The following is a 12,097-nucleotide window of genomic DNA, read 5'->3' on the forward strand; positions in this document are numbered from 1 at the left end:
GCGTGGCGCTCAATAGCATCGAAGAACTGGTTGAAGACATCCGCCAAGGCAAGATGGTCATCCTCATGGATGACGAAGACCGCGAGAACGAAGGCGACCTGATCATGGCCGCCGAATGCTGCAAGGCCGAACACATCAACTTCATGGCCAAGCACGCCCGTGGCCTGATCTGCATGCCGATGAGCCGCGAGCGCTGCGAGTTGCTGAAGCTGCCGCTGATGGCCCCGCGCAACGGTTCCGGCTTTGGCACCAAGTTCACCGTCTCCATCGAGGCCGCCGAGGGCGTGACCACCGGCATTTCCGCCGCTGACCGCGCGCGCACCGTGCAAGCCGCCGCCGCGAAGGACGCCAAGGCCGAAGACATCGTCAGCCCCGGTCATATCTTCCCGCTGATGGCTCAGGCCGGCGGTACCCTGGCCCGCGCCGGCCACACCGAAGCGGCGTGCGACCTGGCGCGCATGGCCGGTTTCGAGCCCAGCGGCGTGATCTGCGAAGTGATGAACGACGACGGCACCATGTCCCGTCGCGCGGAACTGGAAGCCTTCGCCGCCGAACACAACATCAAGATCGGCACCATCGCCGACCTCATCCATTACCGGATGATCCACGAACGTACCGTTCAGCGGATCGCCGAGCAGCCACTGGACAGCGAGCTGGGCCATTTCAACCTGGTGACCTACCGCGATTCGGTGGAAGGCGACGTGCACATGGCGCTGACCCTGGGTACCGTCTGCGCCGAAGAGCCGACCCTGGTTCGCGTGCACAACATGGACCCGCTGCGAGACCTGCTGATGGTCAAGCAACCTGGCCGCTGGAGCCTGCGGGCCGCGATGGCCGCGGTGGCGGAGGCCGGCAGCGGCGTGGTGCTGCTGCTCGGGCACCCTCTCGATGGCGACGTGCTGCTGGCGCACATTCGCGAAACCGGCGAGCAGTTGCCGGTGAAGAAGACCACTACTTACAGCACGGTCGGCGCCGGTTCGCAGATCCTGCGTGACCTGGGCGTACGCAAGATGCGCCTGATGAGCGCACCGATGAAGTTTAATGCGATATCCGGTTTCGATCTGGAAGTTGTAGAATACGTGCCCTCTGAATAATGACCTCGTTCAGTTAAGGAGGTCTTCCCCCTGTGGGAGCGAGCCTGCTCGCGAAAGCGGTGCATCAGGCGACATTAATGTCTCTGAGCTGACGTCATCGCGAGCAGGCTCGCTCCCACAAGGGGTGCAGTTTCCTGAAATGAACGGCAGGCCCTGTAATTCATGGCTAAACATCACCGAGGAGCGCGCATCGAGCGCGTTCCGGCTCTTTAAGAGAATTGACGAATGACCCTGAAGACCATCGAAGGTACCTTCATTGCCCCCAAAGGCCGCTACGCTCTGGTAGTGGGCCGTTTCAACAGCTTCGTGGTCGAGAGCCTGGTTGGCGGTGCGGTCGATGCCCTGGTTCGCCATGGCGTGAGCGAAAGCGACATCACCATCATCCGTGCCCCTGGCGCCTTCGAAATTCCGCTGGTTGCGCAGAAAGTCGCTCAAAAGGGCGAATATGCCGCAATCATCGCCCTGGGCGCGGTCATTCGTGGCGGTACTCCGCACTTCGAATACGTGGCTGGCGAATGCACCAAGGGCCTGGCCCAGGTGTCCATGGAGTTCGGCGTGCCGGTCGCTTTCGGCGTACTGACCGTTGATTCCATCGAGCAAGCCATCGAACGTTCCGGCACCAAGGCCGGTAACAAAGGCGCCGAAGCCGCCCTGTCCGCCCTGGAAATGGTCAGTCTGCTGGCGCAGTTGGAGGCCAAGTGATTAGCGACGAAAGCGATCGTTTCAACCCGCGCGATCCCAAGCCTGCCGATGCCGGCAAGCCTTCGAAAAGCGTCAAGCGCCGCGAAGCCCGTCAGCTTGCGACCCAGGCGCTGTATCAATGGCACATGGCCAAGCAGTCGCTGAACGAGATCGAAGCGCAGTTTCGGGTCGATAACGATTTCAGCGATGTCGACGGCGCGTATTTCCGCGAGATCCTTCACGGGGTTCCGGCGCACAAGACCGAAATCGACAAGGCCCTGGCACCTTGCCTGGACCTGACCATCGAAGAGCTGGACCCGGTCGAACTGGCGGTGTTGCGCCTGTCCACCTGGGAACTGATGCAGCGTGTCGATGTACCGTACCGCGTGGTGATCAACGAAGGGATCGAGCTGGCGAAGGTCTTCGGCTCCACCGACGGCCACAAATTCGTCAACGGTGTGCTCGACAAGCTCGCTCCGCGCCTGCGGGAAGCTGAAGTGAAGGCGTTCAAGCGCTGAATGGGTGAGTTTGAGCTGATCCGCAGCTATTTCGCCGCCGCGCCTTGTGCGCAGGGCGGCGACGGCGTTGCGCTGGGGATCGGCGACGATTGTGCCTTGCTGGCGGTTCTTCCCGGGGAGCAGTTGGCAGTGTCCACCGACACGCTCGTGGCCGGTGTGCATTTTCCAGATCCTTGCGATCCATTCCTGCTCGGCCAGCGCTCGCTGGCCGTGGCGGTCAGCGATCTCGCTGCCATGGGCGCCAACCCCCTGGCCTTTACCCTTGCCCTGACCTTGCCGACGGTGACAGCCGATTGGTTGCAGGCCTATGCCCGTGGTTTGAACCAGATGGCCCAGGCCTGTGGCGTTGCGCTGGTGGGCGGTGACACCACTCGCGGGCCGCTGAGCCTGACCATGACCGTGTTTGGCCGCGTGCCGGCCGGCCAGGCCTTGACCCGAAGCGGCGCCCAGCCCGGCGATCTGCTCTGCGTCGGTGGTGAGTTGGGCAATGCCGCCGGTGCACTGCCGCTCGTGCTCGGCCAGCGTCATACTGAGCCCGCCGTCGCCGAGCCGTTGCTGGCGCATTATTGGTCGCCGCGCCCGCAGTGCGACCTGGGTCTGGCGCTACGGGGCAGGGCCAGTGCGGCGATGGATATTTCCGATGGCCTGCTGGCCGATTGCGGGCATATCGCATTGGCGTCCGGTGTGGCCATTCAGGTTGAACGGGACCGGCTACCGCTGTCCAACGCTTTGCTGGCCTTACTCGGCCAAACGGGCGCGGAGCAGGCCGCGCTGAGCGGCGGGGACGATTACGTCCTGCTGTTCAGCTTGCCACCGGTCCGATTATCGGCATTGCAGGCTGAAGGCTGGCCCATCCACGTGATCGGCTGTGTCGTTGCAGGACAGGGCGTCACGCTGGTGGACGCCGATGGAGACGACATCACCCCGCAAGTCCGGGGTTATCAACATTTTCGGGAGACACCGTGACAGATCATCCCAACCAGGTTCCAGCCGAGTTCGTTCCTCCCTCGGTCTGGCGTAATCCCTGGCATTTCCTGGCATTTGGCTTCGGTTCGGGCACTTTACCCAAGGCGCCAGGTACATGGGGTTCGCTGGTTGCGCTACCCTTCATACCGTTGTGGCAGATGTTGCCGGACTGGGGCTACTGGCTGATGCTCGGCATCACCATGCTGTTCGGCTTCTGGTTGTGTGGGAAGGTAGCGGACGACCTGCGTGTGCACGATCATGAAGGTATCGTCTGGGATGAAATGGTCGGGATGTGGATTACCCTGTGGCTGGTGCCGGAGGGCTGGTACTGGCTCTTGGCGGGTTTCCTGGTGTTCCGCTTCTTCGATATTCTCAAGCCATGGCCGATCCGTTGGATCGACCGGCATGTCCACGGAGGCGTCGGCATCATGCTCGACGATATCCTGGCCGGGGTGTTTGCCTGGCTGGCAATGCAAGGACTGGTGTGGTGTCTTACCTGAGGGATCCAGGCATGGGCGTAAGCCGAGCGTTGTTGCTGTTGCTATGTCTAGGGACTTGCTTCGGTGTTCTGGCGGCCGAGTCGACACCGTTGCCTGGCAAGATCCGCGCGGCCAGTGAAGAGTGGAGCGACTATACCGGTGCTGATGGCCGGGGCATGGCGTGGGACATCTTGCGCGAGGTGTTCGAACCCGAAGGCGTGAAGCTGGAGATCCGCAGCGTCCCCTACACCCGGTCGATCGGCTTGGTGCAGCGCGGCGAGGCCGATGCGCAGGTCGGTGCCTATCGCGATGAGACCGAAGGGCTGCTCTATCCCCACTGGCACTACGACGTCGATCATATCTATGCCTTGGGACTGGCCTCCAAGCCGTCACCCACACTGGAGACGGTCGGCAATTATCGGCTGGTGTGGATGCGCGGGTACGAATATAACAGCTACCTGCCCAACATCCGCCGTTTCAACGAAATACACCGGGCGGTGGGTATCCTGCCGATGCTGCTGCATGATCGGGCCGATTACTACATCGATGCCTTGATGGAAATCCAGGGCGTGCTCGCCAAGGCCGACAATCCCCAACAATACAAGCTCTCGCCGCTGATCAACCTGCCGCTTTACCTGGGCTTCGCCAACACCGAAAACGGACGGGCGCTGTGTGCGCTGTTCGACCGGCGCATGGAGGTATTGGTGAAAAGTGGTCAGTTGAAACCGATTTTCGAGCGCTGGAAGCAACCTTATCCGTTCGACGAGCACGGTAAACCGCCGAAGCCTTAATCAATCTTGTCGATAGTAATAGTCGACAATTCAGCCTAAGCGTCTGCCGGGACCTGCTGTTACAATGCCCTCCTCTGCGAATCTCCAGTACTAGATCAGGAGCACACCGGTGCCTGTCGTTTTTGTTGCCGCTTCCAAGCTGCCAACGCCCTTTGCGCAATTCACCATGCATGGTTTTCTGGATGAGGCCACCGGCCGCGAGCACGTTGTGCTGAGCCTGGGTGATATTGCCGACGGCACTCCGGTACTGGGCCGCTTGCACTCCGAATGCCTGACAGGCGACGCCCTGTTCAGCCAGCGTTGCGACTGCGGTTCGCAACTGGAAGCCGCCTTGCAGGCCATTGCCCGCGAAGGTCGAGGCGTGTTGCTGTACTTGCGCCAGGAAGGGCGTGGCATTGGCCTGTTGAACAAGATCCGTGCCTATGAATTGCAAGATGGCGGTGCCGATACCGTGGAAGCCAACGAGCGTCTCGGTTTTGCCGCCGACCTGCGTGACTACAGTATCTGCCTGCCCATGCTCGAACACCTGGGCGTCAAGTCCCTGCGGTTGATGACCAACAATCCGCGCAAGGTCAAGGCGTTGACCGACATGGGCATCGTGGTGGCGGAGCGGGTGCCGCTGCACACCGGTCATAATCCTCACAACAAACTCTACCTGGCGACCAAGGCCAGCAAGCTCGACCACATGATGGGTAACGAGCATCAGGGCGAGGTCGACCGGGCGTGACGCGGGGTCAGGTCCGGCGGCGGCTGTCCATCGGTTGGTGGAAGTACTTGGCGTTGGCGTTGTTGCCGCTGTTCGTGATCAATCTTGTCTTCGGCCAGGGCGAAGCAATTCTGCCGGTGTTGGCGATGCCGCTGTTCATCGCCGGCGTGGCCTCGATGTTCGTCAGCCTGCGCTTCTTTGGCGCGTACAAACACGCTTTGATCGCCACCCAGAATGCCCTCGATACCCCCGAAGAGCCCCAGGCCTGGATCTCGTTGGCTGCCAGTCGGCGTGCTGCCTTCCTGGTCGCCGGGTTACCGGCCTGGATCGGTGCCCTGGCAGTGTTCGTGGGCCTGGAAGCCGTGCCGCTGATGCTGCTGGCTTTGTCTTCCGCGGTGCTGTTCTACCTGTATCGCCTTCCGCGTCAGCTCGGCTGATAGACCGCGGCGCCCCTATCGCAAGCAAGCTCGCTCTCACAGTTGAAATGCATTCCTCTGTGGGAGCGAGCCTGCTCGCGATGGCGGTGTACCAGTCCAAACAACCGTCGACTGACACTCCGCTATCGCGAGCAAGCTCGCTCCCACAGGGTGGGTGGGCTACAGGCTCAGCAGTTGCAGCCGCTGGCGCACGGATGCTTCGATCCCGGCCTCGTCCAGCCCGCACTCGGCCAGCATCTGGGCAGGCTTGGCGTGTTCGACGTAGGTGTCCGGCAGGCCCAGGTGCAGCACGGGCTTGAGGATGTTCTCCCGGGCCAGGAACTCACTGACCGCGGCACCGGCGCCGCCCATGATGGCGTTTTCCTCGATGGTCACCAGCAGCTCGTGGCTGGCGGCCATTTCGCGGACCAGGGCTTCGTCCAACGGTTTGACGAAACGCATGTCCACGACCGTGGCGTCCAGGGTCTGTGCGACTTTCAGGGCCTCGGCCAGTTGCACGCCGAACACCAGCAGGGCGGTCTGCTTGCCCTGGCGGCGGATCACACCCTTGCCGATTTCAATCGGCTCGAGGGTAGCCTCGATGGTTGCGTTCGGTCCGCTGCCACGGGGATAGCGCACCGCCGCCGGGCCATTGAACAGGTGGCCGGTGGTGAGCATCTTGCGCAGCTCGTTTTCGTCGCTCGGGGTCATCACCAGCATGCCGGGGATGCAGCGCAGGTACGAAAGGTCGAAGCTGCCGGCGTGAGTCGGGCCGTCTTCGCCCACCAGGCCGGCGCGGTCGATGGCGAACAGCACATCGAGATTCTGCACCGCGACGTCATGAACCAGTTGGTCGTAACCGCGCTGCAGGAAGGTCGAGTAGATCGCCACCACCGGTTTTGCGCCTTCGCATGCCATGCCGGCGGCGAGGGTCACGGCGTGCTGCTCGGCAATCGCCACGTCGAAATAGCGCTGCGGGTAGCGTTCGCTGAAGGCCACCAGGTCCGAGCCTTCCTTCATGGCCGGGGTAATGCCCACCAGGCGCGCATCCTTGGCGGCCATGTCGCACAGCCATTGGCCGAACACGGCGGAATACTTGGGGCCACCGGCCTTTTTCGGGGCGGAGGCCGGGGCATCCAGCGGTTCGAGCTTGGTGATGGCGTGGTAACCGATAGGGTCGACTTCCGCCGGGGCGAAGCCCTTGCCCTTCTTGGTCACCACGTGCAGGAACTGTGGACCCTTGAGGTCGCGCATGTTGCGCAGCGTGGCGATCAGCGTCGGCAGGTCATGACCGTCGATCGGGCCGATGTAGTTCCAGCCCAGCTCTTCGAACAGCGTGCCGGGAACCAGCATGCCCTTGGCGTATTCCTCGGTGCGGCGGGCGATTTCCCAGGCGCCGGGCAGGCGCGACAGGACCTTTTTGCTGCCTTCGCGCATGCTGGCGTAGGTACGGCTGGACAGGATCTTCGCCAAGTAGTTGGACAAGCCGCCGACATTGCGCGAGATCGACATATCGTTGTCGTTGAGGATCACCAGCATGTTGGCATTGACTTCCGGCGCGTGGTTCAGCGCCTCGAAAGCCATGCCCGCCGTCAGGGCGCCGTCGCCGATCACGGCAATGGCCTTGCGGTCGCTGTTCTGCAGGCGCGCGGCAATGGCCATGCCCAGGGCCGCACTGATCGAGGTGCTGGAGTGGCCGACGCCAAAGGTGTCGTACTCGCTCTCGGAGCGCCGTGGGAATGCCGCGATGCCGTCCTTCTGGCGCAGCGTGCCCATGCGCTCGCGGCGGCCGGTGAGGATCTTGTGCGGGTAGGCCTGATGGCCGACGTCCCACACCAGTCGGTCATCCGGGGTGTCGAATACGTAATGCAGCGCGATGGTCAGCTCGATGACACCCAGGCCGGCACCGAAGTGCCCACCGGTCTGGCCGACCGTATAGAGCAGTTCCAGGCGCAGCTCATCGGCCAGGGTTTCCAGCTCGGCTTCACCCAGCCGACGCAAGCCGTCCGGCGTGTTGGCGCGGTCCAGCAGGGGCGTGGTCGGGCGTTTGCGGGGAATCTCTTGAAACGTCGTGGGCATCAGGCGAATCGTTATAGGTATAGAAAGAGGCGGCAGTTTACCTTATGCATCGCAAGCTGCCCACGCGTTGGCCGGAACTTGGCCGATACGCAGTCTGAAAGGTTGACCCCGTATCAGCTGCGTCGTTCGACGATATAGCGCGCCAGGTCGCGCAACGGTTCGGCGGCCGCGTCAAACGGCCGCAGCGCTTCCAGGGCCTGGTCACGTAATTCCAGGGCGTAGGCCTTGGCGGTGTCGAGGCCCAGCAGGGCCGGGTAAGTCGGCTTGTCGCGGGCGATGTCGGCACCCTGGCGCTTGCCCAGGGTCTGGGTATCGCTTTCGACGTCGAGGATATCGTCCTGTACCTGGAACGCCAGGCCGATGGCCCGGGCGTACATCTGCAAGGCGTGCAGCTGTTCTGGGGTGGCCCGGCCGCTGGCAAGGGCGCCGAGCTTGACGCTGGCTTCGATCAAGGCGCCGGTTTTGTGCCGATGCATGTATTCCAGTGCGCCTTGATCCAGCTTCAGGCCGACCGAACCCAGGTCGATGGCCTGGCCGCCGACCATGCCGGCGGGCCCTGCCGCCAGCGCCAGGGCGCTGACCATGTCCAGGCGGACTTGCGCCGGGCAATCGCTCAGGGACGGATCGAGCAGGGCGCTGAAGGCCAGGCTCTGCAAACCGTCACCGGCCAGGATCGCGCAGGCTTCGTCGAATTGCTTGTGGGTGGTCGGCTGGCCGCGACGCAGGTCGTCGTCGTCCATGGCTGGCAGGTCGTCGTGCACCAGGGAATAAGCGTGGATCAGCTCCACCGCACACGCCGCGCCGTTGGCCTGTTCGGCCACGCCGCCCAAGGCTTCGCATGCGGCATAGGCCAGCAGCGGCCGCACACGCTTGCCGCCGTTCATCACGCTATAGCGCATGGCTTCGTACAGCCGCGCCAGTTCGGGGCTCGGTGGGGTAAACAAAGTGCCCAACGCAGCATTGACCCGGGCCTGGCTGCTGGCCTGATAGGCGCCGATCATTCAGGCTGTTCCGCGTCGAAAGGCTCTTCGGTCAGCTCGCCATCGCGCTCGAGCAACAACTGCACCTTCTGCTCGGCCTGGGCCAGCGCCGCCTGGCAGTCGCGAGTCAGGCCGATGCCTTGTTCAAAGGCGGTCAGCGAGTCTTCCAGCGACAATTCGCCGTTCTCCAGCCGTTCGACCAGCGTTTGCAGGTCGGCCAGGGATTGTTCGAAGTCCAATGCAGCTTTTTTGCGGGCCATGGCGGCTATTCCGGTTGACTGTTAAACCGGCGCGACACTAGCAGACATGGGGTTTTGGGGCAAATCAGGGCGGGGCAGGCAGAGCGGTATGCCAAGCGGTGGGATGAGGTACGCAGTGGCGTTGCTGGATACTTGCTTGTGGCGAGGGGATTTATCCCCGCTGGGCTGCGAAGCGGCCCCAAACCCGGCCCTCCACGGTGTGTCAGGCGAAATGTATCCAACTTTGATGGGACCGCTACGCAGTCCAGCGGGAGCAAGCTCCCTCGCCACGGTTTGATAGGCGATTGGGTCGAGAATATGTTGGCTCCCAGGTCGCGAACCAGCTCAGAATGTGTACCGCTTTCCGTATTCGGCTCATTTCGTGAGCCGAATAACTTCGCTAATCGGCTCACGCTCCCCCCAAGACGTGATTTCCCACACAGAATCACGCGTTCCCCGATTGTGAATAACGCGCCGAATCGCTAACCTTCGCGCCATCTATAGCCCCCGTATGGCGGGCTCCTGACGAAACCTGAAAAAAGATAATCATTGCGCCGAGGAAGGGCGCCAGGTTGCGTTGTGCATGGCAGGAGGCATACATGCGTTTTCTTTCATTGCTGATCGCGCTGACGGTCGCACCGCTGGTGTGGGCCGAGCCTGCGGCCGAGATGTCGGAGCCGGTGGGCGGCTGGCGTTACAGCGGCTTGCTCGATCGCACTGAAAACCCGCAGGTGGCCTATCCCACGCCGCCCATCGACCGTGGCGTGCAGCGCAATCGCACGATGATCGAGGGCCGGCTCAAGGCCATGGGCACCGCCCGTCCGCCCCACAGCCTGGCGGTCAATGGCAATCCACTGAATCTCTATACCGACGACGAAGGCCGTTTCGCCCGGCCGTACGCGTTCGGTGCCGGCTCCAACAGCGTCGAGGTCCGCAGTTCCGAAGGCAGGTCCCTCAAGCGCGTGCAATTCTACGAGGCCAACAACCTGCGGACCCCGGCGCAGATCCGCGTGGTGCTGGGCTGGGACGACCCCAAGGCCGAGCTGGACCTGCACATCATCACCCCCGACGGCCAGCACGCCTTCTTCGGCCAGCCCGCGCTGAGCAACGGCGGCGGCCTCGACCCGGACGGCGTCGATGGCCCCGGCCCCGAAATGTTCACCATGACCGCGCCGATGCACGGCACCTACCTGGTCTACGTGAACTATTGGGGCAACTACGGCGACGGCGGCTACAACTTCGACGAAACCAGCAACCAGAACGAGGTGATCACCTCGCAGATCAATCTGGTGCTCAACGAAAACACCGTCAATGAGAAACGCGAAACCTTTGTCGTGCCATTGCGCGCCATTGGCGATCTTTTGCTGGTCAAGACTTTCAACTACTAATTCCGCTCCACGGATGAACAGGCCCTTGTGAATATGAGCGACAACACTGCTTCCCCGACCGTGCCGACACCTGTCGCTAAACCTGCGCGCCGCTGGCCGGCGTTGCTGATCGGGCTGTGCCTGGTGGCCGGTGTCGCCGCCGGGTTGGGCTGGTTCATGCACAAGCCCAAGGCGCCGCCCACGGCGCTGGCCCTGGAAAAGCTCGGCCTGAGTCGTCCCGACGGGCTGCTCGAAGCCCATTCCCTGAGCCAGTTGCCCAAGGACCTGTTGGCGGTGCCGTTCCTCAAGGCCACGCTCACCGAGGATTTCGTCTTCTATTACCAGGCCCATGCCGACCGCCTGGGGCTGATCGGTAGCCTGCGCCGGATCATCTACGAGCATGACCTGAAGCTGCAGGACAGCCTGATCGAAGAGCTTTTCGACCAGCCGGCCGATGTGGCGCTGTGGCGCGGCGCGGATGGCCGGCTCAAGGATTTCCTGCTGGTGATGGACCGGGGCGGGTTGGCCAAGGTGCTGGAGCCGCTAGCAAAAGTCGCCCTGGACGATACGCAGTTGAGCAAGCTCAGTGACCTGAAGGTCGGCGGCGATGACGTCGCGCTCTACCAGCTCAGCTACAACGCCAGCAAATCCCTGGTCTTCGCTTCCCACGGCGACAAGCTGGTGGTGCTGTCCGACCCGACCAAACTCTACGACCCGGCCAACGGGGCGTCCGAAGAACACGGCAGCGTTTCGACCACCGCGCTGGCGGCGTTGCTCAATGGCGACAAGCTCTTCACCGAAGCCTTCGGCCTGCCGCCCAAGGCGCCAGAGGTCAAGCAACGCATCTCGGTCAACGCCAGCGTGCTCGCCATGGGCTACCAGCGTTTCATCCCGAACTTCGCCGGGTTGCGTTTCGACATGGATGACAAGGGCTGGCACAGCTTCCTGGCCATGGACGAACTGGAGAACCAACCGGATTTCGACTTCAAGCCGATCTGGCAAGCCATGCCCATGGGCGCGAGTGCCTGCGTGGCCTTGCCATTGGCGGCCGAACAACAGAAACCGCTGCTGGTGAAACTCGGCGCCGAGGAAAAGGCCGCCCAGGCCATGGTCGACCATATGGCCGGCGCGGCGGGCCTGTGCTGGTACGCCGATTCGCGGTTGTACACGCCGCTGCTGGTGGCCAGCCTGAACGAAGACGACGGCAAGATCGACGCCGACCTGGGCAACCTGTTCGGGTCGATGGTGGGTGCCTATGAAAACAATGTGGCCGAGCATGCGTTCCCGGTTGTCGAGAAGCAGGAAGGCTCGATGCATCACTGGCAGCGTCAGGTGAGCTCCAACTTCGGCCCGTACCTGGCCAAGGACTCGCTGCAACCCGATGCCATCACCGGCAAGGCGTTCATGCGGGTCAGCCTGGCGCGCCACGGTTCGACCCTGCTGTTCTCCCTCGACGACAAACTGGTGGACAAGGCCCTCGGCACCCTCGACAAACACTTCCCGCCGATGGCCGACGTGGTGCCCAAGGACCTGCTGATGCCGTTCTACTTCGGTCCGGACTCCATGGCGCAACTGATGCAGCGTGAAACCCTGGACAGCTTGCCCCAGGACATGGAACCGGTGTTCTACAACGCCGCGCAAACCTACCTGATTCCAAAGCTGCGCACCCTCGGCGGCTATGGCAAATACGCGTTGACCCTGCCCGCAGGCAGCGAGCCGGATGGCCACTGGCAGTGGTTGCCGCTGGAATGGAAAGCACTGTGACCGGAATGATCCGCACG

At 62.8% G+C, this 12,097-nt stretch carries 13 protein-coding genes; 10 read left to right on the top strand and 3 right to left on the bottom strand.

Translation table 11 applies throughout. The features are described 5' to 3' along the window. The first annotated feature begins 2 nt into the window (after window positions 1-2). The 8 genes from ribBA (at window position 3) to CGA22_RS26730 (ending at window position 5,672) form a co-directional block, all read left to right on the top strand. Complete coding sequence (gene ribBA, locus CGA22_RS26695; RefSeq protein ID WP_041022467.1) at window positions 3-1,094, top strand: bifunctional 3,4-dihydroxy-2-butanone-4-phosphate synthase/GTP cyclohydrolase II; 1,092 nt, start codon at window positions 3-5, stop codon at window positions 1,092-1,094. A 225-nt stretch (window positions 1,095-1,319) separates the two neighbouring features. After that, window positions 1,320-1,796 (top strand): 6,7-dimethyl-8-ribityllumazine synthase, encoded by a 477-nt coding sequence (ribE, locus tag CGA22_RS26700; protein ID WP_003206025.1) that lies wholly within the window; start codon window positions 1,320-1,322, stop codon window positions 1,794-1,796. Continuing rightward, on the top strand, window positions 1,793-2,293 hold the full coding sequence (gene nusB / locus CGA22_RS26705; protein ID WP_024778364.1) for a transcription antitermination factor NusB: 501 nt from the start codon (window positions 1,793-1,795) through the stop codon (window positions 2,291-2,293). Before ribE ends, nusB begins: the two co-directional genes overlap by 4 nt. Then, window positions 2,294-3,259: a thiamine-phosphate kinase gene (gene thiL, locus CGA22_RS26710; protein ID WP_041022466.1), complete on the top strand. Its 966-nt coding sequence runs from the start codon at window positions 2,294-2,296 to the stop codon at window positions 3,257-3,259. Next, window positions 3,256-3,759, top strand: a complete 504-nt coding sequence (locus CGA22_RS26715) for a phosphatidylglycerophosphatase A (protein WP_041022465.1) — start codon at window positions 3,256-3,258, stop codon at window positions 3,757-3,759. The genes thiL and CGA22_RS26715 overlap by 4 nt, the downstream gene beginning before the upstream one ends. An 11-nt stretch (window positions 3,760-3,770) precedes the next feature. Then, window positions 3,771-4,529, top strand: coding sequence for a substrate-binding periplasmic protein (locus tag CGA22_RS26720; protein ID WP_041022464.1), 759 nt, complete (start codon window positions 3,771-3,773; stop codon window positions 4,527-4,529). 109 nt (window positions 4,530-4,638) lie between these two features. Next, window positions 4,639-5,256, top strand: a complete 618-nt coding sequence (gene ribA, locus CGA22_RS26725; RefSeq protein ID WP_041022463.1) for a GTP cyclohydrolase II — start codon at window positions 4,639-4,641, stop codon at window positions 5,254-5,256. Then, window positions 5,253-5,672 (top strand): hypothetical protein, encoded by a 420-nt coding sequence (locus CGA22_RS26730; RefSeq protein ID WP_041022462.1) that lies wholly within the window; start codon window positions 5,253-5,255, stop codon window positions 5,670-5,672. Before ribA ends, CGA22_RS26730 begins: the two co-directional genes overlap by 4 nt. A gap of 159 nt (window positions 5,673-5,831) precedes the next feature. Here CGA22_RS26730 and dxs read toward each other — a convergent pair whose 3' ends face one another. The 3 genes from dxs to CGA22_RS26745 form a co-directional block, all read right to left on the bottom strand. Continuing rightward, complete coding sequence (dxs, locus tag CGA22_RS26735; RefSeq protein ID WP_041022461.1) at window positions 5,832-7,730, bottom strand: 1-deoxy-D-xylulose-5-phosphate synthase; 1,899 nt, start codon at window positions 7,728-7,730, stop codon at window positions 5,832-5,834. 113 nt (window positions 7,731-7,843) lie between these two features. After that, window positions 7,844-8,731, bottom strand: coding sequence for a (2E,6E)-farnesyl diphosphate synthase (gene ispA, locus CGA22_RS26740; protein WP_188258757.1), 888 nt, complete (start codon window positions 8,729-8,731; stop codon window positions 7,844-7,846). Continuing rightward, window positions 8,728-8,970 carry an exodeoxyribonuclease VII small subunit gene (locus CGA22_RS26745; RefSeq protein WP_003185917.1) on the bottom strand — a complete coding sequence of 81 codons (243 nt, stop codon included), beginning with the start codon at window positions 8,968-8,970 and terminating at the stop codon, window positions 8,728-8,730. The genes ispA and CGA22_RS26745 overlap by 4 nt, the downstream gene beginning before the upstream one ends. Before the next feature lie 578 nt (window positions 8,971-9,548). Here CGA22_RS26745 and CGA22_RS26750 point away from each other — a divergent pair. Together CGA22_RS26750 and CGA22_RS26755 are read left to right on the top strand one after the other, a co-directional pair. Then, complete coding sequence (locus CGA22_RS26750; RefSeq protein WP_041021245.1) at window positions 9,549-10,337, top strand: YfaP family protein; 789 nt, start codon at window positions 9,549-9,551, stop codon at window positions 10,335-10,337. Window positions 10,338-10,370: 33 nt separating this feature from the next. Beyond that, window positions 10,371-12,080 carry a DUF2138 domain-containing protein gene (locus CGA22_RS26755; RefSeq protein ID WP_041021244.1) on the top strand — a complete coding sequence of 570 codons (1,710 nt, stop codon included), beginning with the start codon at window positions 10,371-10,373 and terminating at the stop codon, window positions 12,078-12,080. Window positions 12,081-12,097: the final 17 nt, after the last annotated feature.

Source organism: Pseudomonas sp. PSB18, from assembly GCF_014596565.1.
Classification (GTDB): Bacteria; Pseudomonadota; Gammaproteobacteria; order Pseudomonadales; family Pseudomonadaceae; genus Aquipseudomonas.

Bases quoted from the DNA above. Each gene is read 5' to 3' on its own strand.
- ispA (WP_188258757.1), bottom strand. From the start codon at position 8,731: ATGATCGGCGCCTATCAGGCCAGCAGCCAGGCCCGGGTCAATGCTGCG.
- dxs (WP_041022461.1), bottom strand. From the start codon at position 7,730: ATGCCCACGACGTTTCAAGAGATTCCCCGCAAACGCCCGACCACGCCC.
- ribE (WP_003206025.1), top strand. From the start codon at position 1,320: ATGACCCTGAAGACCATCGAAGGTACCTTCATTGCCCCCAAAGGCCGC.
- CGA22_RS26745 (WP_003185917.1), bottom strand. From the start codon at position 8,970: ATGGCCCGCAAAAAAGCTGCATTGGACTTCGAACAATCCCTGGCCGAC.
- thiL (WP_041022466.1), top strand. From the start codon at position 2,294: ATGGGTGAGTTTGAGCTGATCCGCAGCTATTTCGCCGCCGCGCCTTGT.
- CGA22_RS26750 (WP_041021245.1), top strand. From the start codon at position 9,549: ATGCGTTTTCTTTCATTGCTGATCGCGCTGACGGTCGCACCGCTGGTG.
- CGA22_RS26755 (WP_041021244.1), top strand. From the start codon at position 10,371: ATGAGCGACAACACTGCTTCCCCGACCGTGCCGACACCTGTCGCTAAA.
- CGA22_RS26720 (WP_041022464.1), top strand. From the start codon at position 3,771: ATGGGCGTAAGCCGAGCGTTGTTGCTGTTGCTATGTCTAGGGACTTGC.